Here is a 23,685-nt window from a genome sequence, read left to right on the forward strand (position 1 = left end):
TTACAATGGCGCTTCTCTTATATGATGCAGCACCGCGTCACACTGACAGAGGAAGCACAATGAACCGTCGCGCAGCGAATCCAACAATAAAAAAAGTGACGCTGGTAAATGTTGAAGAGCACGTCGAAGGCTTTCGCCAGGTGCGAGAAGCCCATCGTCGCGAGCTGATTGACGACTACGTTGAACTGATTTCCGATTTAATTCGCGAAGTGGGTGAAGCCCGCCAGGTGGATATGGCGGCGCGTCTTGGCGTTTCGCAACCTACCGTGGCAAAAATGCTGAAAAAACTGGCAACCGTCGGGTTGATTGAGCAGATCCCGTGGCGCGGTGTTTTCCTGACACCGGAAGGGGAGAAACTGGCACAGGAGAGCCGCGAACGCCATCAAATAGTGGAAAGTTTTCTGTTGGTGCTTGGCGTCAGCCCGGAGATTGCCCGCCGAGATGCGGAAGGGATGGAGCACCACGTCAGCCAGGAAACTCTCGACTGTTTCCGCCGTTTTACCCTGCAACACGGGCTGCCTTCCGAATGAGTATACCGCTGTTTCGCGCACTGGCGCGCGACCATTTCCTCCATCTATTGTTGATTATTGGCGTTGCGCTCTGCTTCTTCGTTCCGTTCTCGCCTGCGCGCTGGCCAGGAGCCATTGACTGGCACACCATTATCACGCTGAGTGGACTGATGCTGCTGACTAAGGGCGTTGAGCTTAGCGGCTATTTCGATGTGCTCGGGCGGCGCATGGTGCGTCGTTTTCACAATGAACGCCGCCTGGCGATGTTTATGGTGCTGGCGGCGGCGCTGCTCTCCACTTTCTTAACCAACGATGTGGCGCTGTTTATTGTGGTGCCGCTGACCATTACGTTAAAGAAGCTGTGTGAAATCCCGGTAAACCGGCTGATCATCTTTGAAGCGTTGGCAGTCAATGCCGGTTCGTTGCTGACGCCAATTGGTAACCCGCAAAACATCTTATTGTGGGGACGTTCTGGCCTCTCATTCCCGGCGTTTATCTGGCAGATGACGCCGCTGGCGCTGGCGATGATGGCAACGTTGCTGGTGCTGTGCTGGTTTTGTTTTCCTAATAAAGCCCTCAACTACCACAGTGGCGCGCACACTGCCGACTGGCAACCGCGTCTGGTATGGAGTTGCCTCGGGTTTTACCTCGTTTTTATTACTGCACTGGAGCTAAAGCAGGAGCTGTGGGGACTGGCGCTGATCGCGACCGGTTTTCTGCTGCTGGCGCGTCGCGTGGTGTTGAGCGTTGACTGGACATTGCTGCTGGTCTTTATTGCCATGTTTATCGATGTACATCTGCTTATCCAGCTTCCTGCGCTGCACAGTGTGCTGACCAGCACCAGCCAGCTTTCGCCTTCCGGCCTGTGGCTTGCGGCCATTGGTTTGTCGCAATTTATCAGTAACGTGCCCGCCACCATTTTGCTGCTCAACTATGTTCCGCCGGATACCTTGCTGGCCTGGGCGGTGAACGTCGGCGGTTTTGGTTTATTGCCCGGATCGCTGGCCAACCTTATTGCACTGCGGATGGCAAACGATCGCCGTATCTGGTGGCGCTTTCACCTCTATTCCCTGCCGATGTTGCTGTGGGCTGCGGCCGTTGGGTACGGATTATTCTTATTCAGATAGTGCTGATTTGTCAGTTTATCCTGGAAAATGTATAGCAACCGCCTAACTTTAGGTAACGGTGCATCCCTGGCACCGTTACCTGACAGGACCGTTGCGATACTATGGCAGAAAACACAACCTCTCCTGACGATGTTCAGGAAAATAATAATGACGACACCCGTAAACGCCCCGGAAAGAAACCGCTGATTATCCTCGCCATTGTGGTTGGCGTCATGGTGATCGTTGCGCTGGTATGGTGGTTATTAACCCGTAACGAAGAGAGTACCGATGACGCCTTCACCGATGGCGATGCGGTCACTATTGCACCGAGAGTCGCAGGTTATGTTACCGAGTTGCGGGTCAACGATAACCAGCGTGTGAAAAAGGGCGATTTGCTGGTGGTCATCGATCCCCGTGATGCGACCGCGCAGCGCGATCAGGCACAGGCGCAGTTAGGGCTGGCAACGGCGCAACTGCACCAGGCGCAGGCACAACTTGAACTCTCAAAAGTGCAGTATCCCGCACAGCGCGATGAAGCGCAGGCGCAGGTACTGAAAGCGCAGGCGGATCTGGCCAACGCCGAAGCTGCTTACCGCCGTCAGCGCGGTGTCGATCCCCGTGCGACCACGCAGCAAAATATCGACAGCGCCAATGCTCAATTGCGCAGCGCGCAGGCACAGCTTGCTAGTGCCCGCGCCCAACTGGAAGTGGCGGAACAGGTGCAACTGCAAATCCGCCAGCAGGAGACCAACGTTGAGGCTCGCCAGCAGCAGGTTGCTCAGGCGAAAGCGCAATTAGAAACGGCGGAACTGAATCTTTCCTGGACGGAAGTCCGCGCGCCGTTCGATGGCTTCGTCACCAAACGTAACGTACAAAACGGTACGCTGGTGCAGGCAGGTACGGCGCTATTCTCGCTGGTGTCGCCGAAAATCTGGGTGGTGGCCAATTTCAAAGAGTCGCAACTTGAGCGGATGCGTCCGGGCAATAAAGTAAGCATCAAAGTGGATGCCTGGCCGGATCTGCAACTGGAAGGGCACATCGACAGTATTCAGCAGGGTAGCGGTTCGAAATTTGCCGCTTTCCCGTCAGAAAATGCCACCGGTAACTTTGTCAAAATCGTGCAGCGCGTGCCGGTGAAAATCGTTATTGATAAAGGACTGGACGCGAATAAGCCATTGCCGCTGGGTCTCTCCGTCGAACCGAAGGTAACGCTGGAATGACCGATCACAGCCACGAAAACTGGCGACCCGCCAGCAACCCATGGGCCGTGGCATGGGTGGTTACACTCGCGGTGTTCATGGAGATCCTCGACACCACGATTGTTAACGTGGCGCTGCCGCATGTTGCCGGTTCGCTGTCGGCCAGCTACGACGAATCGACATGGGTTCTGACCAGCTACCTGGTAGCGAACGGTATTGTGCTGCCGATTTCGGCCTTTCTCAGCCGGACGTTTGGCCGCAAGCAGTTTTTCCTTATCTGCATTGTGATGTTCACCGTCTGCTCATTTCTCTGCGGCATTGCAACTGAGCTGTGGCAAATCATCCTGTTTCGTATTATGCAGGGTTTTTTTGGCGGAGGCCTGCAGCCGACGCAGCAGTCGGTGTTACTGGATTACTTTAAGCCGGAGGATCGCGGCAAAGCGTTTGGTCTGTCGTCGATTGCTATCATTGTTGCGCCGGTAATGGGGCCGACGTTGGGCGGCTGGATCACCGATAACTACTCTTGGCGCTGGGTCTTTTTCATCAATATTCCGGTGGGCATTATCACTGTGCTGGCGATCTATCAGTTACTGGAAGATCCACCGTGGGAGCGGAAATCGAAGCAAAAACTGGCCATCGATTGGCCGGGGATTGGGCTGATTGCGCTGGGGTTGGGCTGCCTACAAGTGATGCTCGATCGCGGTGAAGATGAAGACTGGTTCGCGTCAGATTTCACCCGTATTTTCGCGGTGCTGACGGCTGTAGGGATCGTCGGTGCAATCTACTGGCTGCTGTACGCCAAAAAACCGGTGGTGGATTTGCGTTGCATGGCGGACAAAAACTTTACCGTCTCCAGCCTGCTGATGGCGGGCATGGCGATGATTCTTTATGGCAGCTCGGTGGTGATCCCGCAACTGGCGCAGCAGGATCTCGGCTATACCGCCACCTGGTCCGGTCTGGTGCTTTCGCCTGGCGCGGTGCTGATTGTGCTGACCATTCCGCTGGTATTGAAGCTGATGCCGGTAGTGCAGACGCGCTGGATTATCGCCTTCGGCTTTTTCTGCCTCGCCGCCTCATTCTGGTGGTCGCGTACGCTGACGCCGGATATCGATTTTGAAACGTTAGTGCTTTTTCGCAGCGCGCAATCTATAGGTCTTGGCTTTCTATTCGTGCCGCTAACCACCATTGCGTTTATCTCCACGCCACGCGAACTCAATGGGGACGCCGCTGCGTTGTTTACCATGTTCCGTAACGTAGCGGGCTCGATCGGCATTTCGCTCTCCACTGCGGCTATCACGGAGCGCTCGCAGGCGCACATGTCACATTTGTCGGAACATACCTCCTCGTTTAATGAGCAATTCCAGTTGGCGTTGCGTCAGACTGCCGAGGCGATTCGCAATTTCACGAGTCTGTTGGGCGATCCACTTTCCAACGCCAGCGGGCAGATGTACAAAGCGATGGTCGCCCAGTCGCGTTTCCTTGCGTACATTGATGTCTTCACGATTTTGAGCGTGGTCGCGTTATTACTGATTCCATTTTGTCTATTGCTTTCGCCGATCAAAAGCGAAGGTAGCGCAGGAGCACATTAATATGAGGTGGCGTCATTTTCCCGTAACCCTGTTATCGCTGTGGCTGGCAGGTTGTGCTGTGGGGCCGGATTATCAGCCGCCGCAACCACAAACTCCTGCACGCTGGAACGATCCGGGAGACCGTGCGGTGAAGTCACAGGTTTCTATGCAGGCGCTTAACCCGCGCTGGTGGACTACGTTTCGGTCGCCGCAGCTCAACAGCCTGATTGAGCGTGCAATTGCCGGTAACCTGTCACTGCAACAAACCGTGCTGCGAATTGCCGGCGCGCGTGAGCAAATCAATCAGGCTGGCGGTGCGTTTTTGCCGTCGGTCAACGGTTCTCTGAAAGTCACGCGTCAGCAACTTGGTCTTGAAGGCGAGTTGAAATCCCATGATGTGTACGGGCAACTGGATAATGCTGACCCGGCAATCAGCGGTGCCCTGGGTGCATTAACCCAGCCTGTGAACCTTTATCAGGGTAGCTTTGATGCGCAGTGGGAGCTGGATCTGTGGGGGAAAGTGCGCCGCCAGGTTGAAGCCGCCTCTGCGCAGCAACAGCAGGCAATAGAACAACGCAATGATGCGCTGGTGTCTCTGGAAGCGGAAGTGGCGCGCGCCTGGCTGCAACTGCGCGGCGCACAGGGCATTATTGCTACATTGAATACGCAAATCGACAGCGCGCAGCAGACTTTTACCCTGACAGAGGATCGTCAGAAAGGCGGGTTATCACCGCAGATGGATGTGGAAAATGCCCGGGCGCAGGTCGGTAATCTTGAGGCGCAATTACCGCAGTATCAGGCGCAGGAGCGGCAGGCAATGAACGCACTGGCGATCCTGTTGGGGAAACCGCCGGGCGCATTGGATGGCGAACTGCGTAACGCGCAGCCGCTTCCGGCATTGCCAGGAATTGTGCCAACAGGTATTCCTTCGACGCTGGCGCGCCGTCGTCCTGATGTTCGCGAAGCCGAAGCCAGCTTGCATGCCGCTACGGCGCAGATTGGCGTTTCGGTTGCTGAGTTATTCCCGAGCTTGTCGTTGAGCGGTCAGTTTGGCCTGCGCAACAGCGAAACTAACTGGCTGACCGACTGGAGCAGCCACTTCTACAGCATTGGCCCACAGATTTCGATTCCGATTTTCCAGGGCGGGCGGTTGGTGTCGAGCGTTAAGCTGGCCCGTGCACAGCAGGGCGCGGCGGTGCTCAATTATCGCCAGACGGTACTGAGCGCATTAGGCGATGTGGAAAATGCACTGGTCAGCTATCGCGCCGATCAGCAACGGGAAGTGGGACTGGATAAAACAATGCATGCCCTGCAAAACGCTTTTGACCTTGCCAGCGACAGCTACCGCAAAGGGATCGCCAGCTTTATTGATGTGCTGGATGCCCAGCGTCAGTTGGCGCAGGCCAGCCAGCAGCATGAGCAGGCGCGCGTGCAGAGTAGTCTTGACCTTGTGGCGCTGTACAAGGCACTCGGCGGCGGCTGGGAACCGTATCAAAATGTGCAACTGCCTGATTACAAAGTCTTTGGTGATGCGCCTCGCGGATAATCAGAGAATTGGGCAAGAAACAGGCAGGATCCCCACATTCCTCCTGCCAAAAGATTCCGTATAACTATTGCGTCAACTAAACCGATGAGGAGACGCCATCATGCGCTATCAAAAATTAGGGAATACTGGACTGTTTGTTTCTGAGTTATGCCTTGGCACCATGACCTTCGGCGGTGAAGGCGGAATGTGGGGCAAAATCGGCCAGCTACAGCAGACGCAGGCGGATCAGTTGATTGGCCGAGCACTTGATGCGGGCATTAACTTTATCGATACCGCCAATGTTTACTCCGAAGGGCGCTCGGAAGAGATCACCGGCCAGGCGCTGAAGAACCTGAAAATCCCGCGTGAAAACGTGGTTGTCGCCACTAAAGTGTTTGGTGAAACCGGCACCGCCGGAGTGAACTCACGAGGCAGTTCGCGCTACCACATTATCAACAGCGTGAAAGAGAGTCTGCGTCGCTTGCAGCTCGATCATATCGATCTCTATCAACTGCACGGTTTTGATCCGGCGACGCCGATAGAAGAGACGCTCTACGCGCTGGATAATTTGGTGCAGCACGGGCATGTGCGCTATATCGGCGTCTCTAACTGGGCGGCGTGGCAAATTACCAAGGCGCTGGGGATTTCCGAACGGCTTGGGCTGGCACGTTTTGCCTCGTTGCAGGCTTACTACACCATTGCCGGGCGCGATCTGGAACGTGAGCTGGTGCCAATGATGCAGAGCGAAGGTGTCGGGTTGATGGTCTGGAGCCCGCTGGCTGGTGGTTTGCTCAGCGGTAAATACGATCGCGATGGCAATGGAGAAGCAGGCAGCCGTCGGCTGGAGTTTGATTTTCCGCCAGTGAATAAAGAGCGCGCTTTTGACTGCGTGGATGTGATGCGCACCATTGCCGAGAGCAAAGGCGTTTCGGTAGCGCAAATCGCGCTGGCCTGGCTGCTGCATCAGCCGGCAGTGACCAGTGTGATTATTGGTGCTAAACGGCTGGAACAACTGGATGACAACCTGGCCGCCACAGCGATTCGCTTAAGTGAAGATGAGCTGCAACAGCTCAATGCCGTAAGCGCGTTGCCGCGCGAGTATCCCGGCTGGATGCTGGAACGCCAGGGCGAGTATCGCCGAAACCAGTTAAAATCGTAGTTTTTTCTGCTGTATCAGGTCCGGTAGCGCTGCGCTTACCGGGCCTGGAGTGCTACAGCCCCGTCAGGATAAGGCCAGTTATCATCCGACAATACATTTTCCCCGGCTCCCCCGGACATAACCCCCCGATTTTGCCGTGTCATCCGGCTATTCTTTCGAAAACCATCACAAATCTGTACATCTCTCTTTGCCCATTTTTTCGTCGTTATCTATATGACTAGTCATATTCATTAAATGACTAGTCATGGAGAAAGCGCGATGAGAAAAACGTTACCGGCCGGCTTCCTGTGGGGGAATTCCGTTTCCAGCATGCAGACTGAAGGGGCATGGAATGAGGGCGGAAAAGGGATGTCAGTATATGATGTCCGTGAAGCCAGCGAATTTGCCTCAGACTGGAAAGTCGCCACTGATTCTTACCACCGCTACCGTGAAGATTTCGATCTCATGCAGGATCTGGGCATGAACTGCTATCGCTTCCAGATTGCCTGGAGCCGCGTCTGTCCGCAGGGTGACGGCGAGTTCAATGAGGAGGGTATCGCGTTTTACGACCGCTTTATTGACGATCTGCTGGCGCGTGGCATCGAACCGATGGTGTGCCTTTACCACTTTGATATGCCGCTGGCACTGGCGCAGCAGTACAACGGTTTTGCCGATCGACATGTGCAAGATGCCTTTGTGCGCTACGGCAAAAAAATGATCGATTGCTTTGGTAGCCGGGTGAAGTTCTGGCTGACCTTCAATGAGCAGAACATTTACCATATGCCAGGCGCGTTTCAGGTGGGTGGCTATCTCAACGGCGGGAAAACGCTACGCGAGCTGTACCAGATCCAGCATCACGTGATGATGTCGCATGTGCTGCTCACCCACTATCTACACGAGACGCAACCCGGACGGCTAATGGGCGGCATGCTGGCGCATCAACTGATTTATCCGGCGACTTGCAAGCCGCGCGATGTTTTTTGCGCGACTCAGTATGACGAGTTTCTCAACCAGAATTTGTTGCGGGTGTTTGCCGGGCAGGGCTATAGCCCGGAAGTGCTGGCGGTTGTCGATCGCGAAGGTTTCCGCGATATCTATCGCGATGAGGATATGGCACAAATCGCCCGCGTGAAAAACGACTTTATGGCGTTCAGCTATTACGCCAGTAAGACCCTCGATAGCGACGCTATTTCGCCAGATACCCCGGTTAATTACTACCTGCAACAGGGCGATAAAGCCAACCCCTACCTCGACGCTACCGAATGGGGATGGCAAATCGATCCCCTCGGTTTTCGCGCCATTATCACTCGTTACTACAACAACTGGCGCTTGCCGGTGTTCCCGATTGAAAACGGCATTGGTGTGATTGAGGAGTGGGACGGCGTAAACCCCATCGATGACGACTACCGCATTGCCTACCACCGCGACCATATTCAGGCGATGCAGGATGCCATGTTCATTGATGGCGCACAGGTAATTGGCTATCTCGGTTGGGGATTAATCGACATTCTCAGTTCACAGGGCGATATGCGTAAACGCTACGGCGTAGTGTACGTGAACCGGGAAAACCACGAGCTGAAAGATATGAAACGTGTACCGAAGAAGAGTTATCACTGGCTGCAACAGGTGATCCGCAGTAACGGGCGCGACATGTAACGCATTGATTGAGAGGACTGTGCTATGTCTGAAACTAAAATCACGCCGAAGATGCAGTCATTCGTCGATAGGTTCGTCGATTTTTCCGCACGCCTGGCAAACCAGGTGCATCTGCGTTCCCTGCGTGATGCCTTTGCGGCTGTGATGCCAATTTTTATCCTTGCCGGGTTGGCGGTACTGATCAACAACGTCATTTTTCCTTGGGTGCTGGACGGGGAGACACTGGCGCGTTTTAAAGTGTGGGGCGAAGCGGTAATTAACGGAACGCTGAATATTGCCGCGCTACTGATCGCGCCGATGACCGCCTGGTCACTGGCGCGGAATAAGAACTTCGGTAACCCGGTGTCGGCGGTCGTCATTGCACTGTCCAGCTTTATTATCATGATGCCGATGCAACTTGAGGTGGTGCCGGTGGGTGCGAAAGCCACGGTCAGCGTGACGCAGATGCTGGCTTTCACTAACATCGGCTCGACCGGAATTTTCGCCGGTGTGATTATCGGGCTGATCTCCACCGAGCTGTTTATTCGTGTCGCCAGCGTGAAACGGTTTTCAATTTCACTGGGTGAGAATGTGCCTGCGGCGGTAGGGCAATCGTTCTCCTCGTTAATCCCGGCCATTATTACCCTGTCGCTGTTTGCCATCGTTGCCGCGCTGTTGGCGAATCTGCTGCACACCGATTTGATCCATCTGATCACCACGCTTATCCAGCAACCGTTGCGGCAAATCAACACCAGCCTGCCGGGCACTCTGTTTATCTATAGCTTCGGCAATTTCTTGTTTACGCTGGGCATCCACCAGACGGTGGTTAATGGTGTGATCCTGGAGCCGCTCTTGCTGATCAACACCAACGAAAATATGCTGGCTTTCGCCAACGGGCAGCCGATCCCACATATCATCAACAATATCTTCGTTCCGACCTTTGGCATGATTGGCGGCACCGGCAGTACGATTTCCCTGCTGCTCGCCATCTTTCTCTTTTCGAAACAGCAATCGGCGAAGCAGGTGGCGCGCCTCGCCGTTTCGCCAGGGCTGTTCAATATCAACGAGCCGGTGATTTTCGGCTTGCCGATCGTTTTCAACCTGCCGTTGATGATTCCGTTTGTACTGTTGCCGGCGCTTGGCATCTGGTTTGCCTGGCTATGTACGACACTGGGTTGGATGTCGCGCTGTGTGGTGATGATCCCCTGGACTACACCGCCAATTCTCAGCGCCTGGCTGGCGACGGCGGGCGACTGGCGGGCGGTGGTCGTGCAGTTGATCATCATTGTCTTTGGTGTATTCTTTTACCTGCCTTTCCTCAAAATTTCTGAGCGAGTGGCCTTGAAAAACAATGGGATAGAATAATTACAGAGCAGGATTATGGCGGCAAAATACATCACGATTGCGCGCGAGATTAAGCGACGCATTCTTAGCCAGCACTATGCTGCCAGCGCGCCGTTACCGGATCAATTTGCGCTGGCGGCAGAGTTTAATACCAGTCGGATGACCATCCAGCAGGCGATGCGCCAGCTGATTGTGGAGGGCCTGGTCTATACCCGCCAGGGGCAGGGTACGTTCATCCGCAAAAACTTTCTTCAGTTGTCGCGCTGGGATCTGCCCGGCAGTGACTATTTTGGTGCCACCAAAACCTGGGAGAGTGTTGGCGAGGTGACGAGTAAAATTATCCGCTTCGAACTGCGTTTTCCCAGTGAGAAAGAGCAGGCATCACTGTTGGTGGGGCCGGACGATCCGGTATACGACTTTATCCGTTTGCGCATGCTGGAAGGTGAGCCAATATCTCTGGAGTTCACGCTGATGCCGGTCAATCTGGTGCCGGGGCTGAATCGCGGGCATCTGGAAAGCTCCGTCTTTCGCTATGTGCAGGAAGAGTTGGCGCTGAAGATCATGGGTTCGTATCGCATTGTGCGCGCGCTGAAACCGTGGGCGGAGGATAAACAGTATTTGAACTGTGAAGAGACCGATCCAGTGCTGGAAGTGGAGCAGGTTATTTATCTGGAGGACGGCACGCCGCTGGAGTACGCCCACTGCCATTATCGCTATGATCACGGCGGGATAATTGTGGTCAATAACGGGTGATTTTGCCGGATAGCGGCTTGACCCTTAACCGGGCAGGCGCTTTTAATGCCCGGTAAGCGTAGCGCTACCGGGCATTAAACCGCTGATTAGTTCAGACGTACCGGCATACCGGAGCGGTTCTGCACTGCCTGATCGACAATGTTCGAATCCACATCAGACTGGCTGGTGACGGCCTGTACCGCTTTGGTCAGCGCGATTGGCACGAGTTCGCCGCCGGTGAACTGTGCTTCCGTGGTGGACAGCGGGTTGTGAACTTCGATATAGCGGCTGCCATCCGGTTCGGTGGTCGCTTTTACTGGCTCATCAATGAACTGTACACGGGTGCCGACCGGCACATTTTCGAACAGGAATTTGATGTCGTCGTTACGCAGACGCACACAGCCGTGGCTTACGCGCAGGCCGATACCAAAGTTGGCGTTGGTGCCGTGGATCGCATACAGACGGCCAACATAGAGTGCATACAGACCCATCGGGTTGTCAGGGCCTGCTGGAACCACTGCCGGCAGTGGTTGTCCTGCTGCAATGTATTCCTCGTGCATTTTCGCGGTCGGCGTCCATGTCGGACCGGCTTTCTTACGTTCAACTTTAGTGGTCCAGGCAATCGGGGTGTCTTTCCCGAGCTGGCCGATACCGATAGGCAGTACGATCACCGTATTGGTGCCTTTCGGGTAGTAGTAGAGACGCATTTCTGCGCTGTTGACGACGATGCCTTCGTGAACGGTATCCGGCAGGATCAACTGCTGCGGAACGTTCATTACCGTGCCACCTTTCGGCAGGTAGGCGTCGATGCCCGGGTTGGCTTCCAGCATATTGGACAGACCCATCTGATATTCAGAGGCGTAGTATTCCAGAGGCTGAGTATTGCCCTCCGGGATCGTAACGACCTGGTTCTGACCAACAAGACGGCTACCATCTGTCGGCAGTGGATAAGTTACAGCAGACGCGTTATTGCAAAATCCCACGACAGCGAAAGCTGCCGCGAAAAGAGTTTTTATTTTCATGTTCATTTTGTGCGAGATTTTTGCCACACAGGCCGTTGAGTTGAGAATGCAGGAAGCGGATTATATGTGCATTCCGGCTTTCAGGGAATTCAGATGTGTACGAAATCACACTTTTTTCCTTTTGCTTGCATTTTAGTGGTCTGACAGCGGGCAGGAAACTCCTTCGGAATTGTGGCATAATAGGGTGTTTGTCACATATTTCAGGATACCTCTGTGTTAGTCACCAGCAACGTCACCATGCAATTCGGCAGCAAGCCGCTGTTCGAAAATATTTCCGTCAAATTCGGCGGCGGCAACCGTTATGGCCTGATCGGCGCTAACGGGAGCGGAAAATCCACCTTTATGAAGATCCTTGGCGGTGATTTAGAACCGACGCTGGGGAACGTCTCTCTCGATCCCAACGAGCGTATCGGTAAGCTGCGCCAGGATCAGTTTGCCTTTGAAACGTTCAGCGTGCTCGACACGGTGATCATGGGCCACGCAGAACTGTGGGAAGTGAAACAGGAACGCGATCGCATCTACGGCCTGGCTGAGATGAGCGAAGAGGATGGCTATAAAGTGGCCGATCTCGAAGTGCAGTACGGCGAAATGGACGGCTACTCCGCTGAAGCGCGCGCGGGCGAACTGCTGCTCGGTGTTGGCATTCCTGTGGAACAGCACTACGGCCCGATGAGCGAAGTGGCGCCAGGCTGGAAACTGCGTGTGCTGCTGGCGCAGGCGCTGTTCGCTAACCCGGATATTCTGCTACTCGATGAACCGACCAACAACCTGGACATCGATACCATTCGCTGGCTGGAGCAGGTGCTAAACGAGCGTGACAGCACCATGATCATCATTTCGCACGACCGTCACTTCCTCAATATGGTGTGTACCCACATGGCGGATCTCGACTACGGCGAGCTGCGCGTTTACCCGGGTAACTATGATGAGTACATGACGGCGGCAACGCAGGTGCGCGAACGTCTGCTGGCGGATAACGCCAAGAAGAAAGCGCAAATCGCCGAGTTGCAATCCTTTGTCAGCCGCTTTAGCGCCAATGCCTCTAAATCTCGCCAGGCAACCTCCCGCGCCCGTCAGATTGATAAGATCAAACTGGATGAGGTGAAGGCTTCCAGCCGTCAGAACCCGTTTATTCGCTTCGAGCAGGACAAGAAACTGTTCCGTAATGCGCTCGAAGTGGAGCAACTGACCAAGGGCTTTGATAACGGCCCGCTGTTTAAAAACCTCAATCTGCTACTGGAAGTGGGCGAGAAGGTGGCGGTGCTCGGTACTAACGGCGTGGGGAAATCCACTCTGCTGAAAACGCTGGTCGGCGATCTGCAAGCGGATAACGGGACGGTGAAATGGTCTGAAAATGCCAGCATCGGTTATTACGCGCAAGATCATGCCGCAGACTTTGATAACGATCTGACCGTGTTCGACTGGATGAGCCAGTGGAAACAGGAAGGCGATGATGAGCAGGCGGTGCGTAGTATTCTCGGTCGTTTGTTGTTCAGTCAGGACGATATTAAGAAACCGGCGAAGGTACTTTCCGGTGGTGAGAAGGGCCGTATGCTGTTCGGTAAGTTGATGATGGAAAAACCAAATATCCTGGTGATGGACGAACCGACCAACCACCTTGATATGGAATCCATCGAGTCGCTGAACATGGCGCTGGAGATGTATCAGGGCACACTGATCTTCGTTTCTCACGACCGTGAATTCGTAAGCTCGCTGGCAACCCGCGTGATTGAGATTACGCCGCAGCGCGTGGTGGATTTCACCGGGAACTATGAAGATTATTTGCGCAGTCAGGGCATCGAGTAAATTTACCGTCGTCTTTCGCGGCGCAGGTGTGTTGGCTGCACTTTCGTACCCCGGTCACTTACTTCAGTAAGCTCCCGGGGATACTCAGGTTTGCCGCCTTCCTGCAATGCGAAATACTGAGGTAAATGATGATGCTTATAGGCCGGATTAGCACAGTGAAACTGCATCATCCGGCTTCTTTTAACTCAACATCCACTCCGTCGCTGCCACACCATTGATCAGCAACTGGCGTTTATTTCCCGCAGGCAGCGTCACTTTCAGCGTCTGCCAGGCCGGGCGGTAATCACCGCGGGTGTGCACCTGTAAATCCACGGTGCTGCCGCTGCAAACCATTTCCCACTCAAGCCACAGCGCATTGCCGTCTTTATATCCCCAGGACTCGCCATCATCTTCGAACAGCAGACCGTGGGAGCGCCCCGTACCTTTTAGCGGGAACAGTTTCAGCTCGCGGGTGTTATCCGCTTTGGCATCCACATGCGAGATGCGCTCGCTCATCGGTAATCCGGCACCGGCACGCACCAGCAACGGCAGGGTTTCCAGCGGTGCATCCAGCGCCACCCACTGGCCTGGCGCATACCAGGTGCCGCTGTAAAAGTCATACCAGCCGCTGTCGTTGGCCGGTAACCACACGCGGCGTTCACGCTGGCCAGCTTCAACCACGCTGGCGACAAGAATATCGCGGCCGAGCAGGAAGTCGTCACACTCTTCAAACGTCTGTGGGTCATGCTCATGGTCGAGGAACGTCGGGCGCAGTATCGGCTCATCGTCGGCGTGTGCCTGCCACAGCAGCGTGTAGAGATAGGGCAACAGGCGGTAGCGCAACTCAATGGCGCTGCGGATCGCCGGCGTAATTGCCGGGTACATCCACGGTTCGTTTACCGTGCAATCGTCGTTCCAGGAGTGGATGGTAAAACGCGGATGCATTACGCCGTTTTGTACCCAACGAACGAACAGTTCCGCATCCGGTTTATCGCCGGAGAAACCGCCAACATCGTGACCGACGTTATACAACCCGGAAAGGCTCATGCCAACGCCCATACGCGTGTTATAACGCAGCGTATCCCAGTTGGTTCGGTTATCACCGCTCCAGGTCTGCACATACCGTTGCATCCCGGCGCAGCCGGAACGGGAGATCAGATACGGACGTTTCTGCGGCGCAAAACGCTGCTGCGCTTCCATCGAGGCGCGCATCATCAGTAACGGCATCACCGGGCGAATATGTTTGATGGCGATTTCGCGGCCAAAACCCTGACAGCGTGCTTCGCCGTCCCACACTTCGAATTCATTATTATCGTTCCAGGTGGAATCAATTCCCATCTCCAGCAGTTGTGTCGTTACACCGTCCTGCCACCAGGCAACGGTCTGCGGGTTAGTAAAATCAAGATGGGAACCTTCGTCATCCCAGAAGCTTGAACGCTCCGGTGCGTCGCATTCCGAATCGCGAATAAACAGGCCTTTCTCCGCCACTTCGTTATAGCGCGGATGATCCTGCAACAGGCAAGGTTTGATATTCGCTGCCAGCTTCAGCCCGGCATCGTGAAACGCCTGGCTCATCACTTTCGGCTGCGGCACTTTGTCGTAGTTCCAGTTAAAGACATAGCGCTTACCGTTAATCGAGGTATAACCAGACGAGAGCTGGAACGAATCGCACGGAATCGCATGTTCTTCGCACAGGCGAATAAAGTTCATCAGCTGATTTTGCGCATCGGGTGCATCGGTGTAATGCATGGTCGAGCCACTGTAACCGAGGCTCCATTTCGGCCCAAACAGGGTTTTTCCGGTCAGGCGGACAAACGCTTTGGTTACATCGAGCGCGCGTGCGCCCGTAAAAATGTAGTAATCGATATCACCGGCTTCGGCCTGCCAGCGGCGGTAAGCGGTGTGGTAGTTATCGATTTCATTGCCCAGATCCAGCCAGCAACTACTGAGGTTGTCATAAAACAAGCCGTAGCTGATATCGTCCCTGCGCGTCAGGGTAAAGGGAATATGCTTGTACAGCGGATCGGTGCTGGCGGCGTTATATCCCATCGCATCAAGGTTACGCATTTCATAGCGCAGGCCGTTACGTTGCAGGTTGCCCGCTTTTTCGCCGAGACCGTAAAAGCGCTCCTCTTTTTTGCGGCTAAGATAGTGCGCTACGCCGTCACCGTGCGCGTTCACCAGATAGGCGCTGGTAGGCCGATCGCCTGCCAGCCACTGCCACTTACCCGCGTCATCGCGGTAGTGCCACTCCAGCCACAGCGGCTGATGAACCGTCACGCGTAACTGTGCGCTTTCCATTACCAGCGTGTTGGCCTGCTGTGTCAGTGTCCAGGCGGGCAGGGTGAAACCCGACACATCGTCGCGCGAGCGGCCTTCCCACGGCACATCTTCACGCGGCGCGATACTCCAGGTTCTGTCCAGCGCCAGTTCGCCTTTGTGTTTCAACAGTACGCGAAACAGACGCTCTTCCAGCACATACAGGCACAAGGTGTGTTGCCCGTCCACCAGCAACTCAACGTGGTGAGCCGCCTGTTTTTGTAACGTCCAGTTCTTCAGTGTTTTCATTTCAACGATCCATAATCAGGCGCGTTTAGCGCGACGTTCAGCAATAAATGACACCAGGAACAGAGCGCCAATCAGGTCAAAGAAACCCATGGCAATAAACAGCGGATTGAAGCCAATCTTGTCGGCAGTGACACCGATCAACAGTGAAAAGAGAAAGCTGGCGATCCACGCCGCCGATCCGCGCATGCCGTTTACCGTCGCCATCTGTCCTTTATCGAAAGACTCGACCACCAGCGCACTCAACATGCAGGAGATGATCTGGTGACCAAAACCGCCAATCGAAATCAACACAATAGTGATGTACGGATCGCGAGTGATGGCGACCACGGCCAGTGAAATCATCAGGAATGCGCCGGTCACGGAGCTGGCCACCACCGAATTAACGCGGGTGCAGCCAAACCAGCGGGTATAGAGTTTGGTCAGATAACCGCTCGCCACGCTGCCGAGGTCAGCGGCGAGGAACGGGAGCCAGGCGAACATCGCAATTTGCTTCAGATCCATGCCGTACTCTTTCGCCAGATAGAGCGGCACCCAGAAACTCAGCACAGCCCACGCGGGCTCCGCCATAAAAGCGGGAATGGCGATACCGTAAAAGCGTTTGTTTTTCGATACGGTTTTCAGCGCGGTGAGGAAGGGGAGTTTCACCGCCGGTGGTTCGTGATCCTGCTGAATAAAGGCCAGTTCGTCCTTGCCCAGGTTCGGGTGTTTATCCGGATTATGGTAAAACGCCCACCACAATATCACCCACACCAGCGCCAGTACGCCGGTAAACATAAACGCGCCTTGCCAGCCAAACGAGGCATGAGCGAAGTAGATAATCGGCGGTGCCAGCATCGCGCCAATTGAGAAGCCGACGCCCGCCCAGCCCGCAGCAACGGGCCGCTCCGTTTTCGGGAACCATTCGCCGATGGTTTTGGCGTTGGCGGGTGTTGCTGCAGCTTCCGATGCGCCCATGGTAAAACGCAGGATCGCCAGATGCACCCAGTTGGCCGCACCAGCGTGGAAGATACAGGCCAGCGCCCAGATAATGGCGCACACCATAAAGCCGACTTTCAGGCCGATGACATCAATCAGCCAGCCGCACAGCGGCTGGAAAAGGGTGTAAGCGAGCTGAAAGGCACCGACAATCCAGGAGTACTGTTCGGTGGTGATGCCGAGGCTGCTTTTCAGCTCCGGCGCCAGAATTCCCAGCGAGTTACGGGTGATGTAGTTCACCGTCACGCCGAATAAAAACAGCACCAGCATCCACCAGCGTAATTTTTTCACTATTCGGCGGCTCTTGCTGGCCGCCATTTCGTTGTTGATTCCCTGGCTCATTCTTTTCTCCGCACATCGTTTTGTAGGGAAGTCGGGGCGAGCCTTACGGATGTGTTAAACCGAAGTCGCTCGCCAGAAGATTTTTTTCGTTTTTGCCATCAAACCGCATACAACTAGTATGGAAGTTGTATGACAGGTTTACGTTAGGTGAGAAAAATGCTTAGCCATAGTGGATTTTGTGCAAGGATTCTCATCAATTGCGGGAAACATGCGGCAAACTCTTTTTTAGCCCATGAATAGCAGGGTTTGTGGCTCATGAAAATTTTCTCATTCAGCAAATGGAGCGAGATCACAGAATGGATAAAAAGCTGAAAATCAGTGAAATTGCCCGTCGTACAAACCTGTCTGCCAGTACCGTTTCCCGGGTATTGGCCGGTAAAGCGAACACCAGCGAGCGGGCACGCAGGGCGGTGCTTGCATGCGCCCGTGAATTGGGCGTAATGGAGGGCATTGCTGCCGGGCGTCTGTTGCTGAATAACCTGATAGTCTTTGCGCCGCAGCGCGCTTTTGATGAGCGGTCCGACATCTTTTATTACCGCGTGATCCAGAGCATCAACAAAGCACTCGATTCTCACGAAGTGCGGCTGCGCTACTGTGCGCTGGAGGAGTTAGACAGCGACGCCAGTACGTTTCTTGACAGGATACAGTCTGCAGAAACGCAAGCAGCGATCCTGCTCGGCATCGACGATCCACATATTCACGATCTGGCAGCGGAAAGCGGCAAACCCTGCGTGCTGATCAACTGTCGCGATGGGCGGATGTGCCTACCGTCGATTGCGCCGGATCACCGCACCATTGGTGAATTTGCCGCACGCTATCTGTTTGATATGGGCCACCGGGACGTGGTCACTGTTATGTGCCTGCGCCGCTACACGATGGATCTGCGCCTGGCGGGCATCAAAGATGCCTGGCTACATGACAATTTGCGTTTTAACAGCAAGCGCAATTTGATCACGGTGCCCAGTTTCAGCGCCCGCGAAGCGCAACTGCGGGTGGGTGAATGGCTGGATGACCCGGCGCATAATATGCCGCCCACGGCGTTTCTTGTTGGTGGGGATTTTATGGCGGAAGGCACGGTGCGGGCATTGCAGCAGCACGGTTTGCGCGTGCCGCAGGATGTCTCAGTGATGAGTATTGATGCTTTTAACCTGGCGGCGATTCAGGATGTCCCGCTGACGGCGGTGCATGTTCCGCGTGATGAGCTGGGTGTTGAAGCGGTGCACCTGTTACAGCAGCGCTTGATCCGCCCGCAGGCGGCAGTCGGTTCGCTGCTGTTGAACGGCACGCTGGCGGTGCGGGAATCTGTACGGCGGATACGTTCGGGGCAGCAACGCACCACCGTTGAATGGCAGGGGTTATACGATGCTTAAACGTCGATACCCAGCGCGCGTTTACCGTGCGGATTCAGATCATCAAGCGTAAAGCGGCCTGTCCAGTCGCTTTCGTAGTTCTCGCGCGGGAAATCCCCCGGCGATACGCCTTGCTCGAGAGCCACTTTCACCTTGCGGGCATAGGCAAGGTTCTTCTCGCAGAGCGGCGCAGCGGGAATATACATCACGTTTCCCCAGCCCTGCTGATTTTCCACCGGGGCGACCGAGTGGATAACATCGCAGTGCCACCACACGGAATCGCCCGCGTCCAGCGCCGGTATGCTGCTCAGCGCCTCAATCAGTAGCGGGTGCCACTTTTCTGAAACGGGAAGAACGCGGCCCGGCGCGACGCCACATAATTCCTCTTCCGGTACATCATCAAGCAGTGGACGCAACAGGATATACGCCATTGCTTCCGGGATCGGCACCACATGTAGCAATCCCTGCTCGGGGATCATGTCTGACAGCGCCGTCCAGCCCTGGAAGGTACGAAACACTGAGCATTTAGTGGTGTTATCTACCGTATACTCTTCCACCTCGGTGCGATGCGCAGCATCCCACGGATCGTATTCTTCCAGTTTGCCGTTAAACACGTTGGCGAACACGCGCTGGTAAGCGGGCAGTAACCAGCGCTCCAGCGCACCGGAATCGGTATGCGCGCCGAGCCCTTTCGAGGTCGTTCCTGGCGGGCGGCGGCGGATGCGGTCCGGATAGATCACGCTGACGTCCGGGTCGAACCACTGGCGGCCCTGGCTTTCAAAACGCCACAGACGATTAAGGAAAGATTGAACCGCCGCCATTTCATTGCTCTGCCGCGCCTGCATTTGCGCCTGCGACCAGTAAATCGGGTAGATTTCCGGCCGTGACGCTTCCAGCGTGCCGAAGAAGCTGTCGCCCGGGCCTTTATAGCGATCGTCAAAATGGTTAGCGTCGAGGTAATCCAGCATTGCGCGATCCCAGCCTAGCGCCCGATCGCGCGGGAAATGGCCTTTGATCACCACGCAGCCCCGCTGCTTAATCAGCGCCCGCTGTGCATCGCTAACGCGGCCCTGTGCGACATCGGCATAAGGGATTTGTGGCCAGACAGATTCGCCACGTGCTTGCAGCGCTTTGATCTCCGTGACGCGGGCGGCAATCTGCTGGCTCAGGTGGTTAAAGACGCTTTGTACGTCGCCGATCTGCGCGCGCAGTGCCTGTTTCATCTGACGAATCGATGCGTTGTGATCGGCAGGCAAGGTCTCGCTGGTAAATGTCATGTGAACCTCTCAACTTTCATTCGAAAGAAATTAAACTTACAAGTGATAATCTAAGTTAAAAATAAGTTAATGCAAGTTTAAAAAGTTGATGGGGAGCACAAAGAGCGAAAAGCGGGAACAGAAGGGAGGAAAAAGCCGGAGCGGGTGCTCCAGCGGGAGATTAGCGGTCGAACGGCGCACTATTTTCGAGCACGGCCTGAATCACGTTCAGCGCGCCCTGATGATTATTGTCATCGGTCTGATGGCGGGCAATGGCTTTAATGACATCCCCGGCGTTGCCCATGGCAAAGGAAAATTCCGTCATTCGCAGCATTTCGGCGTCATTCCCGCTGTCGCCAATGGTGACGCACTGCTGCGGCGACACGCCCCAGCGTTTAAGCAGGCGGGTAATGCCGTTGGCTTTATGCAGACCAGGGATAATCAAATCAACAAAGCCAAAACCGCTGGTGACAGGCTTCATAATGCCATCAAGAGAGACATGCAGTTCATCAATGAGCTGCGGAATATCGCTGTCCGGTAAGTTCAGCGAGAACTTAAACAGCGTGTCGTCAATCTGCTGGAAATCGCGCACCGGTTTTAAGCGGTAGTAGTGTTTTGACATCAGATCGACAAACTCTGCCGGGGCGTTCTCGCTTACGTAGGCGCTTTCCAGCCCGCAGGCGACAAAGTTCAGGCTGCTGTCTTTTAACAGTTCACCCATGACGACCTGCGCTTCGTGGCGGGTCAACTCACCGTGGAACAGTTGCTGGCCATGTTCATACACCAGCGCGCCGTTTTCAGCGACGAAGCTAATCGTCTCTTTCAGTTCCGGGAAGAAGGAGATCAGCTGGTAGTACTGGTTACCGCTGGCGACGACAAACTCGATACCGCGCTGCTGCAGTTGCTGGAATTGCGCCATAAACCGCGTGCGATCGTACTGCTTGGCGTCATCAAGGAAAGTTCCATCCATATCCGTGACGATAACTTTGACGGTCATATGTTGCGCTCCTGAATATTCTTGTAACGAGCAATATTCTAGAGACAATGTGAGCTGATGCACAAATTTTATTTCATATGAAAGTTTGGCCGTCGTCTTTCGAACCGCAGCCAACGTACCTGCGGTTCGAAATCCATAGGTTAAAAAGTGTGAAGGGAATGGGGATGGCCGCTATCCGGTAATCAGCCATCCGGTAATCGCATTACAACGTATGCTCGGTACGGGCGATAATATCGTCCTGCGTATCCGGCGACAGGGCGGTGAAGAACGCCGAGTAACCCGCCACACGCACCACTAAATCGCGGTACTGATCCGGATGCTTTTTCGCTTCCAGCAATGTCTCGCGCGAGACAATGTTGTACTGAATATGCCAGCCCTTATGCACTTCAAAGAAGGTGCGCAGCAGCACCATCAGTTTCTGCTTGTCGCTCTCGTTTTCCAGCGTTGCCGGGTTCAGTTTTTGGTTCAACAACACGCCGCCGAGGATCGCTTCGACCGGCAGTTTACCCACCGAACTGATAACCGCTGTCGGGCCGAGATGATCGGTACCGGAAGCCGGGCTTGCACCTTCTGCCAGTGGCGTGTGCGCTTTGCGGCCATCCGGCGTCGCCATCGTGGCGGCACCAAACGGCACGTTGGCGGAAATCGACGATGTTCCGGCGTAGTAATTTCCGCCAATCGGGCCACGGCCGTAGCGCGGATTATGGTACTGTTTCAACTCGTCGATATAGGTCTGATAGGCGCGCACCAGCAGGTTATCCACGCTGTCATCGTCGTTACCGTATTTCGGCGCGCTATTCACCAACCGTTGGCGCAGTTGTTCGTGCGTCAGGCCGTCAAAATCCGCTGCCAGCGCTTCTGCCAGTTGCTGCTGCCCGATGACGCCCTGATCAAAGACCAGTTTTTTCACTGCAGCCAGGCTGTTGCCGAGGTTGGCGATCCCGACCTGTAAACCGGAGACCCAGTCATACTTCGCGCCACCCTGTTTGATGCTTTTCGCCCGTTCTATGCAGTCGTCAACCAGCGCCGAGCAGAGAATATCCGGCACGTTCTCTTCCAGCATGGTATCGACGACGTACTCGATCTCGATGGATTTACGCGTGTAATAGCGGATCTGCCGATCCCACGCCTGCATCACGTCATCAAATGCCGCAAAATTACCGCTGGAAAGCGCTTTGCTCTGCGGTAGGAAAACCTTGCCGCTGGTGGCGTCGCGACCGCCTTCCAGCGCGGCCAACATCACGCGGGCGAAGTTGATAAAACTCATGCCGGTGCAGCGGTAACCCCATTTGCCGCCAACGGCGGTTTCGATACAGCCAATTGCGGCATAGTCGTAGGCATCGGTTGTTTCGACGCCCAGTTTGATAAATTCCGGGATCACAATTTCGTCGTTATTGAACGCCGGCATGCCGAAGCCGCAGCGGATCACCTGCACGCAGGCGTCGAGGAAGTCGTTGCTCATCCCGGCGTGGTAACGCACGCTCAGGTTCGGCTGCGTGGAGCGCAGACGACCACAGGATTCCAGAATTGCATATGACAGCGGGTTTACCGCATCCTGCGCTGCGCCGTTAACCCACTGCTGCCCGCCGATGGTGACGTTCTGGTACAGCGGGCTACCCGCCGATGCTTTCGAGTGCGAGCCGGAACGGATCTTGTTCACTTCCAGCAGCTTCAGCCAACAACTGTGCAGCAACTCGATGGCATCTTCTCGTTGTAATGACTGTTGCAGTTCAACATCGCGGCGGTAGTAGGGATAAAGATACTGATCCATGCGGCCGAACGAGACCGAGTGGCCGTTGGATTCAATTTGCAAAATCAACTGGATAAAATAGCAAAGCTGCAACGCCTGCCAGAAAGTTTTCGGCGGTTCATGGGCAATAATCAGGCAGTTTTCTGCCATTGCCAGCAGTTCGTCGCGACGGCTTAGGCGCGTTTCTTCACCCGCCATTTTCCGTGCCAGATCGGCAAAACGCTCAATATGCAGGCTCACAGCCTCAAGCACAATATCGATCGCTTTCAGGAACTGGTCACCGTGCAGATCGTCAAGCACCGTCAGGTTGATGCGTGTGCGGCGTTCGTCCACTTTATGCCGCAGGCCATCCAGCCCTTTCTCCAGCAGCAGTGGAAAGTTGACGGCGAGGTGCGCATCGCCGGAGGTCATATTGCCTTCGGCTTTAATAATGCCGGTGTCGAGCAGCGCTTTTTGTTCGTCGGTAAACATGCCATAACAACGATCCTGTACCGTCTGGCCGCGCCACCACGGGCAGATCCCATGCAGTATACGCTTGTTCTCTTCGCTGACGGCAAAACCGGCACCGGGTCGATCCGCCAGTTCGTCAATCTCTTTTTCAATCCACGAAACGGTGTATTCCGGAAAGATCGGCGCGGCGCGAACTTCGCTGGCCTGGTTGCCGATGATCAACTCGTCATGCTTGATCCAGATCGTACGCTGTGCCAGATGGTGTGCCAGCGCCAACGCGCGACGCACTGGCAGAGGTTTATCCATATTAAGCTGATAAATCTGTGTGTAATGACGGGCGCGCTCGGTACAGACAGGCGGTTTAACAATATGAACCAGCGCCGTTTTATGCGCTTTGATGCGGTCAGTCAGCGTGTTCAGTTGCAGGGTAGTCAT

The 23,685-nt window shown here is 54.9% G+C and carries 17 protein-coding genes; 11 read left to right on the forward strand and 6 right to left on the reverse strand.

The window, feature by feature from the left end:
- Positions 1-59: 59 nt before the first annotated feature.
- The 9 genes from mntR to BM427_RS03165 all read left to right on the forward strand — a co-directional run bounded on the left by mntR (position 60) and on the right by BM427_RS03165 (position 10,777).
- Positions 60-530, forward strand: coding sequence for a manganese-binding transcriptional regulator MntR (mntR, locus tag BM427_RS03125; protein ID WP_007374005.1), 471 nt, complete (start codon positions 60-62; stop codon positions 528-530).
- Positions 527-1,636: an anion transporter gene (locus BM427_RS03130; protein WP_090119120.1), complete on the forward strand. Its 1,110-nt coding sequence runs from the start codon at positions 527-529 to the stop codon at positions 1,634-1,636. The genes mntR and BM427_RS03130 overlap by 4 nt, the downstream gene beginning before the upstream one ends.
- Positions 1,637-1,737: 101 nt before the next feature.
- Complete coding sequence (locus tag BM427_RS03135; RefSeq protein ID WP_090119122.1) at positions 1,738-2,835, forward strand: HlyD family secretion protein; 1,098 nt, start codon at positions 1,738-1,740, stop codon at positions 2,833-2,835.
- Positions 2,832-4,403: a DHA2 family efflux MFS transporter permease subunit gene (locus BM427_RS03140; protein ID WP_090119124.1), complete on the forward strand. Its 1,572-nt coding sequence runs from the start codon at positions 2,832-2,834 to the stop codon at positions 4,401-4,403. The genes BM427_RS03135 and BM427_RS03140 overlap by 4 nt, the downstream gene beginning before the upstream one ends.
- A 1-nt stretch (position 4,404) precedes the next feature.
- The gene (locus tag BM427_RS03145) at positions 4,405-5,928 is read left to right on the forward strand and encodes an efflux transporter outer membrane subunit (protein WP_090119126.1); all 1,524 of its coding nucleotides are present in this window, start codon (positions 4,405-4,407) and stop codon (positions 5,926-5,928) included.
- Between the two features lie 100 nt (positions 5,929-6,028).
- Entirely contained in the window at positions 6,029-7,066 is a 1,038-nt protein-coding gene (locus BM427_RS03150) for an aldo/keto reductase (RefSeq protein WP_090119128.1), read from the forward strand.
- 258 nt (positions 7,067-7,324) lie between these two features.
- The gene (locus tag BM427_RS03155; protein ID WP_090119130.1) at positions 7,325-8,701 is read left to right on the forward strand and encodes a glycoside hydrolase family 1 protein; all 1,377 of its coding nucleotides are present in this window, start codon (positions 7,325-7,327) and stop codon (positions 8,699-8,701) included.
- Positions 8,702-8,725: 24 nt separating this feature from the next.
- Positions 8,726-10,045, forward strand: coding sequence for a PTS sugar transporter subunit IIC (locus tag BM427_RS03160; protein WP_090119132.1), 1,320 nt, complete (start codon positions 8,726-8,728; stop codon positions 10,043-10,045).
- Between the two features lie 15 nt (positions 10,046-10,060).
- Positions 10,061-10,777 (forward strand): GntR family transcriptional regulator, encoded by a 717-nt coding sequence (locus BM427_RS03165; RefSeq protein WP_090119133.1) that lies wholly within the window; start codon positions 10,061-10,063, stop codon positions 10,775-10,777.
- An 86-nt stretch (positions 10,778-10,863) separates the two neighbouring features.
- On the opposite strand, the gene ldtB is transcribed toward BM427_RS03165, so the two are convergent.
- On the reverse strand, positions 10,864-11,784 hold the full coding sequence (gene ldtB, locus BM427_RS03170) for a L,D-transpeptidase (protein WP_090119135.1): 921 nt from the start codon (positions 11,782-11,784) through the stop codon (positions 10,864-10,866).
- Positions 11,785-11,991: 207 nt separating this feature from the next.
- Here ldtB and BM427_RS03175 point away from each other — a divergent pair, with 207 nt between their 5' ends.
- Positions 11,992-13,584 carry an ABC-F family ATPase gene (locus BM427_RS03175; RefSeq protein ID WP_090119137.1) on the forward strand — a complete coding sequence of 531 codons (1,593 nt, stop codon included), beginning with the start codon at positions 11,992-11,994 and terminating at the stop codon, positions 13,582-13,584.
- A gap of 180 nt (positions 13,585-13,764) precedes the next feature.
- Here BM427_RS03175 and BM427_RS03180 read toward each other — a convergent pair whose 3' ends face one another.
- Positions 13,765-16,131: a glycoside hydrolase family 31 protein gene (locus BM427_RS03180; protein ID WP_090119138.1), complete on the reverse strand. Its 2,367-nt coding sequence runs from the start codon at positions 16,129-16,131 to the stop codon at positions 13,765-13,767.
- A gap of 15 nt (positions 16,132-16,146) precedes the next feature.
- Positions 16,147-17,448 carry an MFS transporter gene (locus BM427_RS03185; RefSeq protein ID WP_090119140.1) on the reverse strand — a complete coding sequence of 434 codons (1,302 nt, stop codon included), beginning with the start codon at positions 17,446-17,448 and terminating at the stop codon, positions 16,147-16,149.
- Between the two features lie 296 nt (positions 17,449-17,744).
- On the opposite strand from BM427_RS03185, the gene BM427_RS03190 reads away from it, so the two are divergent.
- A complete protein-coding gene (locus BM427_RS03190) occupies positions 17,745-18,818 on the forward strand; it encodes a LacI family DNA-binding transcriptional regulator (protein ID WP_090119142.1) in 1,074 nt (357 codons plus the stop codon).
- Here BM427_RS03190 and BM427_RS03195 read toward each other — a convergent pair.
- The 3 genes from BM427_RS03195 to BM427_RS03205 all read right to left on the reverse strand — a co-directional run bounded on the left by BM427_RS03195 (position 18,815) and on the right by BM427_RS03205 (position 23,685).
- On the reverse strand, positions 18,815-20,074 hold the full coding sequence (locus BM427_RS03195; protein ID WP_090119144.1) for a DUF1479 domain-containing protein: 1,260 nt from the start codon (positions 20,072-20,074) through the stop codon (positions 18,815-18,817). The two genes, BM427_RS03190 and BM427_RS03195, sit on opposite strands and share 4 nt — an antisense overlap.
- Positions 20,075-20,234: 160 nt before the next feature.
- A complete protein-coding gene (locus tag BM427_RS03200) occupies positions 20,235-21,050 on the reverse strand; it encodes a Cof-type HAD-IIB family hydrolase (protein WP_090119146.1) in 816 nt (271 codons plus the stop codon).
- A gap of 202 nt (positions 21,051-21,252) precedes the next feature.
- Complete coding sequence (locus tag BM427_RS03205) at positions 21,253-23,685, reverse strand: formate C-acetyltransferase/glycerol dehydratase family glycyl radical enzyme (protein ID WP_090119148.1); 2,433 nt, start codon at positions 23,683-23,685, stop codon at positions 21,253-21,255.

It is taken from the genome of Kosakonia arachidis, from assembly GCF_900116535.1.
Taxonomy (GTDB): Bacteria; Pseudomonadota; Gammaproteobacteria; order Enterobacterales; family Enterobacteriaceae; genus Kosakonia; species Kosakonia arachidis.